This is a genomic window from Paraburkholderia sp. J10-1 (genome assembly GCF_905220165.1).
In the GTDB taxonomy this organism is placed as follows: domain Bacteria; phylum Pseudomonadota; class Gammaproteobacteria; order Burkholderiales; family Burkholderiaceae; genus Paraburkholderia.
The window spans coordinates 171,935-186,833 of record NZ_CAJMYW010000011.1; the positions used below are offsets into that span (position 1 = coordinate 171,935).

Below are 14,899 nucleotides of genomic sequence, written 5' to 3' on the forward strand. Positions count from 1 at the left end.
AAACGAGGACACAGGCATGCGTCTTGGAGTTTGCTACTACCCCGAGCACTGGCCGGAGGCCATGTGGAAAGACGACGCCGCGCGCATGAAGGCGCTCGGCATTGCGCAGGTGCGGATCGCCGAGTTCGCGTGGAGCCGCATCGAGCCCACGCCCGGCGAGTTCGACTGGGGCTGGCTCGATCGCGCCATCGACACGCTCGGCGCCGCTGGCCTGCAAGTGGTGATGTGCACGCCCACGGCCACACCGCCCAAGTGGCTGATCGACCGGCATCCCGAGATTCTCCCCGTGGGCGCCGATGGCCGCGTGCGCGGATTCGGCTCGCGGCGGCATTACGATTTTTCGTCGCCGGTGTACTACGAGGCATCGCGGCGCATCTGCGAGGCGGTTGCGGCGCGTTATGGCCAGCATCCGGCTGTGGCGTACTGGCAAACCGATAACGAGTACGGTTGCCATCAAACGGTGGTCAGCTATGCGCCCGCGGCGGTGCAACGCTTTCGCGAATGGCTCAAGGCGCGCTACGGCAGTATCGACGTGCTCAATACCGCCTGGGGCACGGTGTTCTGGAGCATGGAGTACCGCAGCTTCGACGAAATCGACGCGCCCGTTGGCACCGTGACCGAGGCGCATCCGTCGCACCGGCTCGACTACCAGCGCTTCGCTTCCGATGAAGTGCGCCGCTACAACCGCATGCAGGTGGATATCCTGCGCGCGCATTCGCCGGGGCGGCCCATCGCGCACAACTTCATGCAGCTCTTCATGGAGTTTGACCACTACAAGGTTGCCGCCGATCTCGACGTCGCGACGTGGGACAGCTATCCGCTGGGCGCGCTCGATCAGCAGTGGTTCGCGCCCGAGGTCAAGGCGCGCTATCTGCGCACGGGGCACCCGGACTTCGCCTCGTTCAATCACGATGTGTATCGCGGCATGTCGAAGCTGCCGTTCTGGGTCATGGAGCAGCAGCCCGGCCCGGTGAACTGGGCGCACTGGAACCCCGCGCCGCTGCCCGGCATGGTGCGCCTCTGGAGCTGGGAAGCCTTCGCGCATGGCGCGGGCTGTGTATCGTATTTCCGCTGGCGCCAGGCGCCGTTTGCGCAGGAGCAGATGCACGCGGGCCTGAATACGCCTGACAACCGCCCCGACCTTGGCAGTGCGGAGGCGGCACGCGTGGCCGAGGAAATCGAGGCCGTGCTCGCGGCGGCAAAGGGCGGCCGCGACTTCGACGTGAAGACGCCCGTTGCGCTTGTGCTCGACTACGAGGCGAAGTGGCTCTTCGAGATTCATCCGCAGGGCGCCGACTTCCACTATCCGCGCTTTGCTGTGGAGTACTACTCGGCGCTGCGCGCGCTCGGCTTCGATGTGGATATCGTTTCGGTGCACGCGCCGCTCGACGGTTACCGTCTCGTGGTCGTGCCGCCGCTGCCCATTGTCCCCGACGACTTCGCGCAGCGCCTCGTCAGTTCGGGCGCGCAAGTGGTGATCGGGCCGCGTACGGGTTCGAAAACCGTCGACTTGCAGATTCCCGCCAACCTGCCGCCGGGGCCGCTCGCGGCGTTGCTGCCGCTGCGCGTGTGGCGCGTGGAGTCGTTGCGGCCCAATATCAGCGAGCCGGTGCGCTTCGACATGGACGACGCGCACGAAGGCCACGCGCGCCACTGGCGCGATCTGATCGAACTCGGTGCGGTGGTGAGCGTCGCCGGCGAAAGCGAATGGGCCGTGCCGGAAGTGCGCGCGACGTTCAGCGACGGCCATCCCGCCTATGTGAAGAGCGGCGCGGTCCACTACCTGGCCAGCCTGTTCGACGAGGCGAGCACGCAGGCGCTCTTTGCGCGTGTGGCGCGCGAAGCGGGACTTATGCCGCAGTCGCTCGGCGACGCAATACGCGTGAGCCGGCGCGGCGGCTTCACCTGGGTATTCAACTATGGGCCGGGCACGCACACGCTTTCTGCGGATATTCCCGACGAGGCAATCGTAGTCGGCTCGCGTACGATAGAACCGCAGGGCGTGAGCGCCTACCGTTCGTAATGCACGAGAAGCCGGGACGAGAAGCCGGGACGAGAAACAGACGCATTGCGCAGTTCCTTCCGATGCAGCATCGACAACGACGTATAACCAAGGAGACACGCATGATCGGCAAGACCTTCAGACCACGCACCCTGCTCGTTGCGGCGACGCTGGCGGCGGGCGCGCTTGCAGGCACGTTCGCAAGCGCAGCGCAGGCCGGCACGCTCGAAATGAATATTGCCTACAAGGGCGCAAGCCAGCGCGCCGTGTGGGAGCAGGTGATCGACGAGTTCAAGAAAACGCACCCCGGCACCGACGTGAAGGTGTCGTTCGTCGACGAGGAAGCCTACAAGGTGCAGTTGCCGAACTGGCTCACGACCGCGCCGCCCGACATCGTGAACTGGCACGACGGTGAGCGCATGGCCTACTACGCGAAGCGCGGCCTGTTCGCGGACCTTTCGGACGACTGGAAGAAGAACAACTGGGACAGCATGTACGCCTCGACGAAGGAGGCCTCGTCCTACCAGGGCAAGCAGTACGCCGCGCCCACCGTGTATTACTCGTGGGGCATGTTCTATCGCAAGGACCTGTTCGACAAGGTGGGCATCAAGAGCGAGCCGAAGACGTGGAATGAATTCCTCGACGCCTGCAAGAAGCTCAAAGCCGCCGGCATCACGCCGATCGCGGTGGCTGGTCGCGACGCGTGGACGCTGGCCGGCTGGTTCGATTATCTGGACCTGCGCCTGAACGGCAACGCGTTCCACCAGAAGCTCATGGCGGGCGAAGTCCCGTACACCGACCCGCGCGTGAAGAAGGTCTACGTCACGTGGAAGCAACTGCTCGACGACGGCGATTTCATCGCCAATTCGCTCTCGTACGATCTGGATGCGGCGCAGCCGTTCCTGTTCCAGGGCAAGGCCGCGATGATGCTCATGGGCACCTTCATCACGGGCGGCTTCAGCCCGACGGTCAAGCAGCAGATGGGTTACTTCCAGTTCCCGATCATCGACCCGAACGTGCCGACCGCCGAAGATGGCCCGGTCGAATCGCTGCATATCCCGGGCAAGGCGAAGAACAAGGCCGATGCGCGTGCGTTCCTCGCGTTTGCGGAGACGCCGGAAGTGGGCGCGCAACTCGCGAAGGGCCTGGGCTCGCTTTCGGCCAACAGCAAGTCGCCGGAGCCGGAAGACCCGATTTCGAAGATCGGCTTCCAGATTCTTTCGAACACGAAGGGCGGCATTGCGCAGTTTTATGATCGCGACATGACGAAGGAAATGGCCGACGAAGGCATGAAGGGCATGCAGCAGTTCGTGTCCGATCCGACGAAGCTGGACTCGATTCTTGCGCAGCTGGAGCAGACGCGTCAGCGGATCTACAAGAAGTAAGGAGTTCGAAGTGGGGCGGGCGATGCATGCTTGCGCCGTCTGCCCTACGTGCAGGTAGACAGGAGGTTTTTGCCGTGAGACAGGCAGTGACTCACACCGTTGCGCATCGCGCGGACGCAACCGCACCGGCGGGTGGCGAGAACGGCGGCATGCCGCACGCAAGCGGGCGGGGCATTCAACCGCGCCGCCGCGTGTCGCCCACCGCACGGCGCCAGCGCCGTGCCGCGTGCCTCTTTCTCGCGCCCGCGGTCATCATGTTCGCGGTCTATGTGATCTGGCCGATTCTCTCCACGCTGCGTCTGTCGCTCTACAACTGGGACGGCATGACCGAAGCGAGCTTCGTGGGCCTCGCCAACTACGTCGAGCTGTTCCACGCGCCCACGTTCTACACGGCGCTCAAGAACAACGTGATCTGGCTGGTGCTGTTCCTGCTCGCGCCGCCCATGGGCCTCGCGATCGCGCTGTACCTCAACCAGGCGGTGGGCGGCATTCGCATCGTCAAGTCGCTGTTCTTCGCGCCATTCGTGCTTTCGGGCGTGGTGGTGGGCCTCATCTACTCGTGGTTTTACGACCCCACGTTCGGCCTGCTCGCGCTCATGCTGGGCCGCGGCATACCCGTGCTCGGCGACCCGAATTACGCCACGCCCGGCATCATCTTCGCGGCGCTCTGGCCGCAAACCGCGTACTGCATGATCCTTTATCTCACCGGCCTCACAACGCTCAACAGCGAGCAGATCGAGGCCGCGCGCATGGAAGGCGCGAAGGGCTGGACCATGCTTTGGCACGTGATCCTGCCGCAGCTGCGCCCCGTCACGTTCATGGCCGTGGTGGTCACGGTCATTGGCGCGCTGCGCAGCTTCGACCTCATCTCCGTGATGACGGGCGGCGGCCCGTTCGAAAGCTCGACGGTGCTCGCGTACTACATGTACGACCAGGCAATCAAATACTACCGGCTCGGTTATTCGGCCGCGATTGCCGTCGTGCTGTTCGCGATCATGCTGCTCTATATCGTCTATCACCTGCGCCGCCTGCTGCGCAGCGAGCACTGAATCCGCCACGAGGAGCCGCACATGTTTCCGATTCCGGTCGACAAATGGAAGCCCGCGTCGCGCCGCCTGTACAAACTCTCGCTGCCCGTGGCGCTCATCATCTGGCTGCTGCCGCTCATTGCGGTGCTGGTCACCTCAGTACGTTCCACCGAAGAGCTGAGCGAGGGCAACTACTGGGGCTGGCCGAAGCACTTCGCGATGATCGAGAACTATCGCGACGCGCTCACGACTTCGCCCATGCTGCATTACTTCTGGAACAGCGTGCAGATCACGCTGCCCGCCGTGGCCGGTGCCATTGCGCTCGCGGCGCTGGCGGGCTATGCGTTGGCCATCTACCGCTTTCCGGGCAATTCGGCACTGTTCGCGACTTTCGTGGCGGGCAACTTCGTGCCGATCCAGGTGCTGATGATTCCGGTGCGCGATCTCACGCTCAAGCTCGGGCTCTACAACACGGTGGGCGGGCTGATCCTGTTTCATCTTTCGTTTCAGACCGGCTTTTGCGCACTTTTCCTGCGTAACTTCATCAAGCAACTGCCGTTCGAACTCGTCGAGGCCGCGCGCATCGAGGGCGCGAACGAATGGACCGTGTTCGTGCGCATCGTGCTGCCGCTCATTCGACCGGCGCTCGCCGCGCTTGCCATTCTCGTGTTCACGTTCGTGTGGAACGACTACTTCTGGGCGCTGTGCCTGACCCAGGGCGACGACGCCGCGCCGATCACCGTGGGCGTTGCGGCCCTCAAGGGGCAGTGGACGACGGCATGGAACCTCGTTTCGGCGGGATCGGTGCTCGCGGCCCTGCCTTCGGTGATGATGTTCTTCGCGATGCAAAAGCACTTCGTGGCGGGGCTCACGTTCGGCGCGACCAAGGGCTGAACGGTTGATGAAAGGCGGGGCGATTTGACTTCGGCGCGGCGCTACGGTCCAATTTCGGGAGACCCGACGCAAGTCACGCCCGCAAGGAACGCCCCATGCAGCACAACGAACCGACCCCGCGGCCCATCCAGCCCGCCACGCAACTGCCCGCCGCGCTCGTGCGCGAATTCGACGGCGACCACCTCGAAGCGCACCTTTCCGATGCGATCCGCCTTTCGACCGTAAGCGAGGACGGCTGGCCGCACGGCGCGCAACTGAGCGCGGGCGAGATCCTGGCCGTGAACGGCACCACGCTGCTGATCGCCGTCTGGCCGCGCTCCAGCACCACCGCCAATCTCGTGCGCGACGCACGCCTCACGCTCTCGCTCGTGCATGACGGCGCGCTGCTGGAGATACGCGCACGCTCGCGCGCCGTGGCGCAGCGGCAAACGGTGCTCGAACTGAGCGTATTTCGCGTGGAAATCGAGTCTGTCACCGAGCATCGCGCGAAATATGCCGAGGTGTTGAGCGGCGTGACGTTCCGGCTCTACGAGCCCGAGCAGGTGCTGACGCGCTGGCGCGAGCAGATCGCGATGCTGCGTGCATTTGCCTGAGTTCGCATGAAGCGCGCGGCGAAAGCTTCGTGATGTTGTCACTGTCGATGTGCTAGCGTGTTCTGCGGGGCGCGCGCTTCATGGCCCGTCGCCACGCAAGAACAAACGCTACCGGAACAACGATGCAGACCACGGTACTCACAGACTGGCAGCAGTTCATGGCGCTGACGACGCAGCTCGACGGCTGGGCGTTTCGCGGCCAGCAGAACGCGCAGTGGCACCTCGAAAGCTCGCTCACGCGCTACATGCGCGACTACGTGGGCGACCGGCTGCAATGGCGCCAGCGCGAGGAGCGCGCCATTCGCGTATTTCGCCGCAAGGCGCACAACTTTCTCGCGCACCCGGACCTGCTCAAGGACGATCTGCGCTGCCTCGCGCTGATGCAGCACCACGGCGCGCCTACACGGCTGCTCGATTTCACCAAGAGTCCGTTCGTCGCGGCCTTTTTCGCGTTGGAGCGCGCAACCGGCGACGCGGCCGTCTACGCGCTGAACACGCCCGCGCTCTGGAACAGCCGCGCGTTGCCCAAGACCAATCCCACGCTGACTCGCGACGTGATCGACCCGCGCGCGCACGACAACTTCGAACGCTACTTCTTTAGCAACACGAACGAAATTCTCTGGTCGGGCGAGCCCACGGAGATGGACGACCGGCTCGTCGCGCAGTCGGGCACCTTCGTCGTGCCGGGCGTGATCGACAAGCCGTTGCAGGCCATCCTCGAAGGCTACGAGAGCCACGAGGAGCTGCTGCACAAGATCGTGCTGCCCGAGCGCATCCGCATGGATGCGATGAAGTGGCTCTACCGCATGAACATCACGAATGCGTCGCTGTTTCCGGGGCTCGACGGGCTCGCGCGATCCATTGCCGTGGAGCTGGAGATCGTCTGGTCGGGCATGGTGGCGCCGATTGCGGGCTCAACGAGCTGAAAAACCCGCAACGGCCGCGTTCACGGCGTTTCGGGACGCGGCAGATTGAGGCCGGGCGCGAGGCGCGTGGCCTTGAATTCCGTCACTTCGTAGCCGGCGACGCCTTGCTGCGCAAACGGATCGTCGGCGAGCAGCGCATCGAGCCGCTCGCGCGGCATATGCGAGGCGATGATCACGCCGCCGTCGCGCGGCATTTTCGGACCGGCGGCAATGAAGTTGCCCGCTTCGAACTGCGCATCGAGGTAGGCGCGATGCGCGGGAAGGGCGTCGTCGATGCGCTCGAGCGGGGCAGTGTAGGTCAGGGAAACGATGTACATGGCGGTGCCTGATTGGAGAGCGCGGAAGACGCGTATGGTATCTCAGCCAGGTTGAAATACACGTGCTTGCCGGCCTCACGGGCAACCGCAACATCGGCGTCGGCGCCGCGCGAGTCGCCAGGTATGCGAAGCACGGCATCGCAATGCGCGATCATGCGGTGGGCCGCCGGATACAGGAACGCCTCGCTGATGGCGTCGCCAACGTATTTCGAGCCCGCCTGGGCGGCGAGGGGAAGCGACAGCCATTCGCCAACGATCGGCGTATGGCCGAGGCGGAAAACGTCCAGTGCGGCGGCTTCGAGCCTGGCGAGGTTCGCGGCCATGAGCGCCGGGTCGCCGTGGGTGCCGCCGCGCCACGGTCCCGCAATCAGAATGAGTTGAGGCGTCATGCCGCGACCTCTTTGCGTGTTGCGCGCAACGCAGCGTGCTGCAGCAGCATGATCGTTTTGCCGTCCACGATCTCGCCGCGCTCGATCATCCGTAGCGCTTCGTCAAGCGGCACTTCGACCACTTCCAGATCCTCGCCTTCCTCCTCGACGCCGCCGCCCGCGCCGGGCCGCTCGGCGGGGTCGTATTCGCCCAGGTAGAAGTAAAGCTTCTCGGTCACGGAGCCCGGGCTCATGTACGCCTCGAATACCTTGCGCAGATTGCGCACGCGATAGCCGGTTTCTTCCTCGACTTCGGCGCGAATGCGCTCGTCGGGCGCGGCGTCGTCGAGCAGGCCGCCTGGCGCCTCGATCATCATGCCGTCGTGCCCGTTGACGAAGGTCGGCATGCGAAATTGCCGCGTGAGCACGACGTTGCCGCTTTGGGGGTCGTGCAGCAAGATGGTCGCGCCATTGCCGCGATCGTAGGTTTCGCGGCTTTGGCGTTGCCATTTGCCGTTGCTGCGCAGGAAGTCGAAGGTCACCTTGCGCAGCACATACCAGTCGTCGGACAGCACGGTGGTTTCGATCATCCGCACACGGTCTTTCGTTGCAATTACCGTCATCTCGTTCCCCATTGGTCAGGATGCGCCATTCATGGTATCGTGCAGTTTCGTGCAAAATCAAGAAAATTCGTGCAAACGCGTTGGTGCGATTCTCATGCTCACAGATCAACGAAAGAAAGCGATACTCGAAGCCCTTAAACGCGAAGGCCAGGTGCTCGCCGGCGAACTGAGCGCGAAGTTCGGCGTTTCCGAGGACACGGTGCGGCGCGATCTGCGCGAACTGGCGGCCGAAGGCCTGTTGCAGCGCGTGCACGGCGGCGCGCTGCCGGCCTCGCCGGCCGTGGCGCCCATTGCCGAGCGGCGTGGCATGGAGGTGGCGGCCAAGCGGCGCATTGCGCAAAAGGCCGCAGGCATGATCGCGCCGGGGCAGGTGGCGATCGTCGATGGCGGGACGACCTCCGCGCTGCTAGTCGAGTGTCTGCCGCGCGACCTGCAGGCGACCGTCGTCACGCATAGCCCCGGTGTGGCGGTCGCGCTCGCGGAGCATCCCACCATCGAAGTCGTGCTGATCGGCGGGAAGCTGTACAAGCACTCGGTGGTCACGGTGGGCGCGGCGGCCGTGGAGGCGATTGCGCACATTCATGCGGACCTGTACTTCATGGGCGTGACGGGCGTTCACGCGCAAGCGGGGCTCAGCACCGGAGATTTCGAGGAATCCTATGTAAAGCGCGCACTGGCCGCGCGCGCCGCGGAAACGGTCGTGTTGGCCTCGGCGGCGAAGCTCAATGCCGCCTCACCCTACTGCATCGGTCCGATCGGCATGGCGCAGACTATCGTCGTCGAGCGCTCGACGGATGCGAAACTGACCGAGCCAATCGAGGCGGCGGGCGTGACGGTGGTGCGCGCTTGAGTGCATGAGCGCGCCGTCAGGTTAAGCGTGAAGCACCAGCTTCTGCACGCGCCAGTTCAGCAGTTCGGCGACGAAGAGCACGTTCTTCGCGGGGCACGCCATTTCGTGGATCCAGCCGAATTGCTTCAACTGCTTGCCCGATTCGCCCAATACGCCGAGCAACTCGCCATCGAGGCTCAACTTGTAGATGCGCCCAGGGAACGCGTCGGAGCTGTACAGCACCTGATCGGGACCCGGCGAGATGCAGATCGCCCAGGGCGACCCCGGCGCGAACGTGCCCGCGGCGATCGTCGCTTCGTCCGGCACGTTGCCGATGGCGGGCCGCGCGCCCGGCGGCACCGGCACGTCGATCGTGAATTGCTTCAGAAACTTGCCGTCCGTGTCGAACACCTGGATGCGCCGGTTGCTTCGGTCTGCCAAATAAATGCGGTCCTGCGCATCAACGGCAATGCTGTGTGGCGTATGGAACTGTCCGGGCCCGGTGCCGCGGTCGCCCCATGACTTGAGCCAGTTGCCGTCCTTGTCGACCTTCGCCACACGTGAGTTGATATAACCGTCGCTGATGTAGGTGTTGCCTGCGGCGTCCCAGGCGACGTCGGTGACCTGGCGAAAGCGTCCGGGCTCGGAAGGCAAGGGCGGGTTCGGATGCTTGAGCGGTCCGGTTTCTTCGTCCGCGGCTTCCTGCTTGCGGCCGAACACCATCGCCACGCGGCCATCCGGCGTGAACTTGATGATCATGTCCGAGCCCTTGTCCGTCACCCAGATGTTGTCCTGCCGGTCGATCTTCACGGTGTGCGCGAACGACCACGCGTACAGGTTGTGGCCAATTTCCCTGACAAACCGTCCATCCGCCGCAAATTCGAGCAATTGCGCTGCTGCGGCGCCGTAGGCCGGCCCGGTGCTATTGCCGCGCGAGAGCACGAAAATGTGCCCGCGCGAATTTACCGCGACGCCCGAACATTCCCCGAAATACATGTCCACCGGTAGCCGAACCGGGTTGGGAATGGAATCGTAAGCAATGGACGGAACCGTTTGCGTCTGGCCGAAGGCCGGCGCGGCGGCGAGGGCGGCGGTTGCCGCGAGGAACTGGCGACGCGTGAAGGCACCCTGCAGAAGGCCGCCGCAGCATGGACAGCCAACGGAATGAAGCGAATGAAGCGGGCTCATCGGACCTTTCTCCTCTTGTTCGAAGATGGTGGCGAACGTTGTGCACTGCAACCCGCGCGGGGCGTTCCGTGAACTGACCGCAAACATTGCCGCGCGCACCCTAAAGAATATGCGCGCGCAACCGATAGCGCAGTAATCGAGTGGAGGATTCCGATTCCGTAGTCATTTCGCATACCGAGGTGGCCCATGAGCCCAACGCCAAATTCCCTGCCGCATTCCGCGTTCGATACGAGTGTCTTGCCACGCGATCAGCAGTTTTCCGCGTGGCGAGAGGCGGTGAACGTCCTCTTCGACACGCAGACGGCCGAATCGCGCGATGCCGGTTTTGGCTCCGCCGTGAGCGGCTACCTGTTCGGCGATGTAGTGCTGGGTTCGATACGCACGGGCGCGCAGCGCTACGACCGCTCGAACGCGAAGATCGGGCGCGATGGCCACGATCAATATGTTCTGCAGTTCTATCTAGGCGGCCAATGCCGGGTGCGCGACGGCGGTCCGGAAGGGTGTACGCAACCGGGCGACATGTTCATCGTCGACGCGGCGCAGCCGCTCGCGACCGAAACCACCCAAAGCGAATTCCTGAATCTGGCGGTGCCGCGGCGCTTGCTCGCACCTTTGCTGCATGCGCCTGACCAGCAGGGCATGCGTGTGATTCGCGGTGCCGATCCCACGGTCGCGCTGCTGCGCGAGCATCTGGGCGCGCTTTACCGGCACGCCCCGCAAATGACGCTCGCCAACGCCCAGGCCGTCTTGCCTGCCACGCTTCAGCTCGCGGCCAGCGCGCTCAATGCGAGCGTGAGCCCGGAACACATGCCGGCGGTGCAGGAATGCGCGTTCGTATCGATATGCCGGTATGTGGAGAAGCGCCTGACCGATCCGCACTTAAGCGCGGAGCGGGTTGCGCGCACATTCGGCATGTCGCGCGCCACGCTGTACCGGCTTTTCGAGCAGGAGGGCGGCTTCGCGACCTACGTGCGCGAGCGCCGCTTGCGGCGTTGCCGCGCCATGCTCGCCGACCCGGCGCGACGCAGCATGTCGATTGCCGATATTGCCGCCGCCCATGGATTTACCGATGCCGCGAATTTCACGCGCGCATTTCGCCGCTCGATTGGCCTCTCGCCACGCGCGGTACGTATGCTGGCGCTCAATGGCGAGACCGAACTCGCGAAAGAGTCCGGCGTGGACGACTGGCGCTACTGGATGGCCTTGATGCGTTGAGCATGAAACGCACGTGTCGTGCAAGCGCGCGTGAGACAAAACAACAAGTATTTGAGACGTAACGACAGATTTGGCTTCAGGCACCGCCGATTCATTGCCGCGTCATGCGCCACCTGCAAAGATGCAGGCGCCTGCGAGATTCGGGCAAACGGGGGAAACATGAAGAAGACCCAAAAAAAGCCGCGTCAAGGCGGCCTGTACTACTACGAAGCGGCGTATTCGCTCGAACTTGCGCGCGGCGCGTCGCATATTTCCAGCATGCTTTCGGCGGCGACACAGGAAAGCGCCGTGCATGAAGTCATGCGCGAATTCATTGCGACGCACGGCAGGGCCGAACTGGACGCGTTTTGCTGGCTGCTCGCCGAGCGGCTGGACAAGCGGGGCTGCGCTGCGGCCGCTATGAAAGCGCGGGACTTCGATGCGTCGCGCCGGATGCGGGCGCTGGCCTGCGCGAGTTGAGTCGCGCAGGGCTATACGTGCGAGCGTGCCCGTATGGCGAACTGTAAGGTCATCCTAAGGAATTGAGGTGGCCGGTTCGCGGGGCACACCTCCATCGATCGTTGCCGCGAGCGCCTCGACTGCGCCTTAGCGCGCGAGCCTGAAAGCGCCAACGGCATCGCGCAGCGCGTCGGCCTGCTCGCTGAGCGCCATGGCGGCCGCGGCCGCTTCTTCCACCAGGGCAGCGTTCTGCTGCGAGACCTGGTCCATCTGCGAGACCGCGAGATTCACCTGTTCGATGCCGTCGCGCTGCTCTTCGGACGCGTTCGCGATCTCGTGCATGATGGTCGTTACACGGCCGATGGACTCGCCGATTTCGTTCATTGTCACGCCCGCCGAGCGCACATACTCCGAGCCCGAGGAAACGTGCTCGACCGATTCGGCGATCAGCGTCTTGATCTCTTTCGCGGCCGCCGCCGAACGCTGCGCAAGCGAGCGCACTTCGCTCGCGACAACGGCGAATCCGCGGCCCTGTTCGCCCGCGCGCGCGGCTTCCACCGCCGCGTTGAGCGCGAGAATATTGGTCTGGAAAGCAATGCCTTCGATGATGCCGGTAATGTCGGCGATCTTCTGCGAGCTGCCGTCGATACGCTCCATCGTCTGCATGGCGTGGCTCACGACCTGTGAGCCGCGATCGGCGACTTCCTGTGCGCTATTGGCGAGTGTTTGCGCGGTACGCGCGTGCTCGGCGTTCTGCTTCACCGTTGCGGTGAGCTGCTCCATGCTCGCGGCCGTTTCCTGCAGCGAGGCCGCCTGCTCTTCGGTGCGCTGAGAGAGGTCGTCGTTGCCGGCGGCGATCTGGCGCGTTGCCGTGGAAATGGACTCGGAGCTATGGCTGACCTTGCGCACCGTGTGTGCAAGCGCGTCCTGCATGGCCTTCAGGCTCGTCACGAGGCGACCCATTTCGTCGCTGGAGCGCGTGTCGAGGTTCGCGGTCAAGTCGCCGTCCGCAATGCGCTGGAGCGCGCCCTGCACGTTCTCCAGCGGCGCTGCGATCGCGCGGTGCAGGCCCACGGCGCACACGAGCGCCACGGCGAGTCCGAGCACGATCAGGGCGATGCTGCCGGCGCGCAGCGATGAATAGCGGTCCTGCGCGTGGTCGAACGCCTGCTCGCCATGCGCCTTCTGCCATGCCTCGAGCGCGCTCGAGGCCTTCGTGAGCGCAACCGAGAGCGGCGGAATGCGCTTCATCGCAATGTCATCCTGGGCCTGCCGGTCGCCTTGCTTGATCGCGGCCATGAGCGGCTGGATGCCTTGCTCCAGCATGCCGGTGAGGGCGGTCTGAACGTCGTCGGCGAGCGCCTGTTCTTCGGGGGCGTGCGGCAGCGAGCGGTAGACGTCCCACGCCTTGTTCGAGGTGGCGAGGTAGGTCTGCGCCTTGTCGAGCAGGGCCTGAGTGTCGGGCGTGTCCGGGTGCAAAAGGATGCGGTCGAGCGTCGTGCGCGCGATGGTCAGATTCAGGTTCGTCTTGCCAATGTTGATGGCGGCGGCGAGCTGGTTCGAGTAGGCATAGCCGAGCGCCGTATTGGTGCGCGACATGCCCGCGAGGCCGGAAACGCCGGCTGCCACGATCAGCAAGGCCAGCACCCCGACCGCGATGCGCAGACGGACAGAGATAGAGAGTCGTGCAAACACGAGGATGGCTCCAGAACGCGAGGGGCGATGTTGCAGAAAAACGGCAGTGCCTTCGCGCGCGAGACGGCGAAGCACTGAACACGCTCAGGACATGTTTACGGCGCGCCGCGAGGGAACTGAAGGGCGGCGCGGGCGCCTTTGCGCAATGGTGGTTTTCCCGGGGTGCGATCAAGTCGCCACTCGCGCCGCTTGCGCCGCGATCGCCGGTTCGTCCGTTGCGCGTGTCGGCCGCAACGCTTTGCAGTGACCGGGATTCAGGCAGGGCGGCTTCGACAAAAGTGCCAGTGAATGTGCGTTTTGTATAGGGACGCTGCCTGGCGCCTCCCCTATTCTCACTCCATCGAGACGATACGTCCGGCGCAGCGAAATCCATCGGGTAAGCCGCGCCGCGCAATCCAAAGGAGAGGATGTTGACCAAGAAAGTCCCGCTCAAGATCGCAATCGCTGAGCATCCGCACACGTCGGCCATTCGCAATGGTTCCATTCCCATCGAGGGCGTGGACGCAGAATTTGTCACCGTACAACCGCAAATCGGCGCGTTCCGCCGCATGGTGCGCGACGTCGAATTCGACGTGTGCGAACTCGCGCCGACGACCTATATCATCGCCCGCGCTTACGGCGCGCCGTTCGTCGCACTGCCGATTTTCGTGGTGCGCCGCTTCCACCATAGCGGGCTGCTGGTGCGCCCGGAAGCGGGCATTCGCCATCCGAAGGACCTCGAAGGCAAGAAGGTTGGCGTGCGCGCCTACTCGGTCACGACGGGCGTGTGGACGCGCCAGGTGCTGATCGACGAGTTCGGGCTCGATTCGTCGAAGGTGACGTGGGTCGTCGACGACGAAGAACACGTCACGCAGCTCAAGCTGCCTTCGAACGTGATTCACGCACCGGAGGGCAAGTCGCTTGCCGACATGATGGCCACCGGCGAACTGGTGGGAGGCTTTGCCGCCGCAGCCGGCATTGGCCGCACCGGCGCGCCCACGGGCGGCTGGAAGGAAGTCGAGGCGGATTACCCGGACCTGCTGCCCAACGCAGCCGAACTCGAAGCGCAATACTACGCGCGCACCGGCATCTACCCGATGCACGGCACGATCGTCGTGAAGGATTCGGTGCTCGCCGAGCATCCGTGGATCGCGAAGTCGATCTACGACGCCTTCGCCGAAGCGAAGAAGCAGTGGCTTGCCCGCCTCGATGCCGGCGAAGCGACGACCGCAGGCGACAAGAAGTACCTCGCGCTGCGCAAGATCGTCGGCAACGACCCGCTGCCGTACGGCCTCGCGGAAAACCTGAAAACGATCGAGGCGCTCGAGCAGACCGCGTTCAAGCAGGGCCTCACGCCGCGCCGCATGGCGATCGACGAGCTTTTCGTCGACCCGCTGGCCCGCTGATACGAACGGAGAC

At 64.4% G+C, this 14,899-nt stretch carries 15 protein-coding genes; 10 read left to right on the forward strand and 5 right to left on the reverse strand.

Annotated features, from left to right (window positions below; translation table 11 throughout):
* The first annotated feature begins 16 nt into the window (after positions 1-16).
* The 6 genes from U5A65_RS29270 (at position 17) to U5A65_RS29295 (ending at position 6,828) form a co-directional block, all read left to right on the forward strand.
* Positions 17-2,023, forward strand: a complete 2,007-nt coding sequence (locus U5A65_RS29270; RefSeq protein WP_321948669.1) for a beta-galactosidase — start codon at positions 17-19, stop codon at positions 2,021-2,023.
* A 101-nt stretch (positions 2,024-2,124) separates the two neighbouring features.
* The gene (locus tag U5A65_RS29275; protein ID WP_321914024.1) at positions 2,125-3,387 is read left to right on the forward strand and encodes an ABC transporter substrate-binding protein; all 1,263 of its coding nucleotides are present in this window, start codon (positions 2,125-2,127) and stop codon (positions 3,385-3,387) included.
* A 149-nt stretch (positions 3,388-3,536) separates the two neighbouring features.
* Positions 3,537-4,436: a sugar ABC transporter permease gene (locus U5A65_RS29280; RefSeq protein ID WP_321914155.1), complete on the forward strand. Its 900-nt coding sequence runs from the start codon at positions 3,537-3,539 to the stop codon at positions 4,434-4,436.
* Positions 4,437-4,457: 21 nt separating this feature from the next.
* Positions 4,458-5,309, forward strand: coding sequence for a carbohydrate ABC transporter permease (locus U5A65_RS29285; RefSeq protein WP_321914023.1), 852 nt, complete (start codon positions 4,458-4,460; stop codon positions 5,307-5,309).
* Positions 5,310-5,404: 95 nt separating this feature from the next.
* Positions 5,405-5,902, forward strand: coding sequence for a pyridoxamine 5'-phosphate oxidase family protein (locus tag U5A65_RS29290; protein WP_321948670.1), 498 nt, complete (start codon positions 5,405-5,407; stop codon positions 5,900-5,902).
* Positions 5,903-6,024: 122 nt separating this feature from the next.
* Positions 6,025-6,828 (forward strand): FRG domain-containing protein, encoded by an 804-nt coding sequence (locus tag U5A65_RS29295; RefSeq protein WP_321914021.1) that lies wholly within the window; start codon positions 6,025-6,027, stop codon positions 6,826-6,828.
* Between the two features lie 20 nt (positions 6,829-6,848).
* Here the strand turns inward: U5A65_RS29295 and U5A65_RS29300 are convergent, their stop codons facing one another.
* Genes U5A65_RS29300 through U5A65_RS29310 form a run of 3 tightly spaced genes read right to left on the reverse strand, consistent with a single transcriptional unit; the run spans position 6,849 to position 8,136 of the window.
* Positions 6,849-7,145, reverse strand: coding sequence for a YciI family protein (locus tag U5A65_RS29300; protein WP_321936692.1), 297 nt, complete (start codon positions 7,143-7,145; stop codon positions 6,849-6,851).
* A complete protein-coding gene (locus tag U5A65_RS29305) occupies positions 7,127-7,534 on the reverse strand; it encodes a DUF4406 domain-containing protein (RefSeq protein ID WP_321936693.1) in 408 nt (135 codons plus the stop codon). The genes U5A65_RS29300 and U5A65_RS29305 overlap by 19 nt, the downstream gene beginning before the upstream one ends.
* A complete protein-coding gene (locus U5A65_RS29310; protein WP_321936694.1) occupies positions 7,531-8,136 on the reverse strand; it encodes an NUDIX domain-containing protein in 606 nt (201 codons plus the stop codon). Before U5A65_RS29310 ends, U5A65_RS29305 begins: the two co-directional genes overlap by 4 nt.
* Before the next feature lie 31 nt (positions 8,137-8,167).
* Between U5A65_RS29310 and U5A65_RS29315 the strand changes: the two genes are divergently transcribed.
* Positions 8,168-8,986 (forward strand): DeoR/GlpR family DNA-binding transcription regulator, encoded by an 819-nt coding sequence (locus tag U5A65_RS29315; RefSeq protein WP_321948671.1) that lies wholly within the window; start codon positions 8,168-8,170, stop codon positions 8,984-8,986.
* Between the two features lie 21 nt (positions 8,987-9,007).
* Here the strand turns inward: U5A65_RS29315 and U5A65_RS29320 are convergent, their stop codons facing one another.
* Entirely contained in the window at positions 9,008-10,153 is a 1,146-nt protein-coding gene (locus U5A65_RS29320) for a peptidyl-alpha-hydroxyglycine alpha-amidating lyase family protein (RefSeq protein ID WP_321948672.1), read from the reverse strand.
* Positions 10,154-10,339: 186 nt separating this feature from the next.
* On the opposite strand from U5A65_RS29320, the gene U5A65_RS29325 reads away from it, so the two are divergent.
* Positions 10,340-11,368, forward strand: a complete 1,029-nt coding sequence (locus U5A65_RS29325) for a helix-turn-helix domain-containing protein (RefSeq protein ID WP_321936697.1) — start codon at positions 10,340-10,342, stop codon at positions 11,366-11,368.
* Positions 11,369-11,386: 18 nt separating this feature from the next.
* Positions 11,387-11,827, forward strand: coding sequence for a hypothetical protein (locus tag U5A65_RS29330; RefSeq protein WP_321948673.1), 441 nt, complete (start codon positions 11,387-11,389; stop codon positions 11,825-11,827).
* 126 nt (positions 11,828-11,953) lie between these two features.
* Here the strand turns inward: U5A65_RS29330 and U5A65_RS29335 are convergent, their stop codons facing one another.
* Positions 11,954-13,501 carry a methyl-accepting chemotaxis protein gene (locus U5A65_RS29335; RefSeq protein ID WP_321948674.1) on the reverse strand — a complete coding sequence of 516 codons (1,548 nt, stop codon included), beginning with the start codon at positions 13,499-13,501 and terminating at the stop codon, positions 11,954-11,956.
* Positions 13,502-13,908: 407 nt separating this feature from the next.
* Between U5A65_RS29335 and U5A65_RS29340 the strand changes: the two genes are divergently transcribed.
* Positions 13,909-14,886, forward strand: coding sequence for a PhnD/SsuA/transferrin family substrate-binding protein (locus U5A65_RS29340; protein ID WP_321914012.1), 978 nt, complete (start codon positions 13,909-13,911; stop codon positions 14,884-14,886).
* Positions 14,887-14,899 lie beyond the last annotated feature (13 nt).

What these genes read in the sequence shown, in the direction of transcription:
- U5A65_RS29280 (WP_321914155.1), top strand. Translation starts at nt 3,537, where the DNA reads ATGCCGCACGCAAGCGGGCGGGGCATTCAACCGCGCCGCCGCGTGTCG.
- U5A65_RS29305 (WP_321936693.1), bottom strand. Translation starts at nt 7,534, where the DNA reads ATGACGCCTCAACTCATTCTGATTGCGGGACCGTGGCGCGGCGGCACC.
- U5A65_RS29285 (WP_321914023.1), top strand. Translation starts at nt 4,458, where the DNA reads ATGTTTCCGATTCCGGTCGACAAATGGAAGCCCGCGTCGCGCCGCCTG.
- U5A65_RS29320 (WP_321948672.1), bottom strand. Translation starts at nt 10,153, where the DNA reads ATGAGCCCGCTTCATTCGCTTCATTCCGTTGGCTGTCCATGCTGCGGC.
- U5A65_RS29295 (WP_321914021.1), top strand. Translation starts at nt 6,025, where the DNA reads ATGCAGACCACGGTACTCACAGACTGGCAGCAGTTCATGGCGCTGACG.
- U5A65_RS29275 (WP_321914024.1), top strand. Translation starts at nt 2,125, where the DNA reads ATGATCGGCAAGACCTTCAGACCACGCACCCTGCTCGTTGCGGCGACG.
- U5A65_RS29325 (WP_321936697.1), top strand. Translation starts at nt 10,340, where the DNA reads ATGAGCCCAACGCCAAATTCCCTGCCGCATTCCGCGTTCGATACGAGT.
- U5A65_RS29300 (WP_321936692.1), bottom strand. Translation starts at nt 7,145, where the DNA reads ATGTACATCGTTTCCCTGACCTACACTGCCCCGCTCGAGCGCATCGAC.
- U5A65_RS29290 (WP_321948670.1), top strand. Translation starts at nt 5,405, where the DNA reads ATGCAGCACAACGAACCGACCCCGCGGCCCATCCAGCCCGCCACGCAA.
- U5A65_RS29310 (WP_321936694.1), bottom strand. Translation starts at nt 8,136, where the DNA reads ATGACGGTAATTGCAACGAAAGACCGTGTGCGGATGATCGAAACCACC.
- U5A65_RS29315 (WP_321948671.1), top strand. Translation starts at nt 8,168, where the DNA reads ATGGTATCGTGCAGTTTCGTGCAAAATCAAGAAAATTCGTGCAAACGC.
- U5A65_RS29340 (WP_321914012.1), top strand. Translation starts at nt 13,909, where the DNA reads ATGTTGACCAAGAAAGTCCCGCTCAAGATCGCAATCGCTGAGCATCCG.
- U5A65_RS29270 (WP_321948669.1), top strand. Translation starts at nt 17, where the DNA reads ATGCGTCTTGGAGTTTGCTACTACCCCGAGCACTGGCCGGAGGCCATG.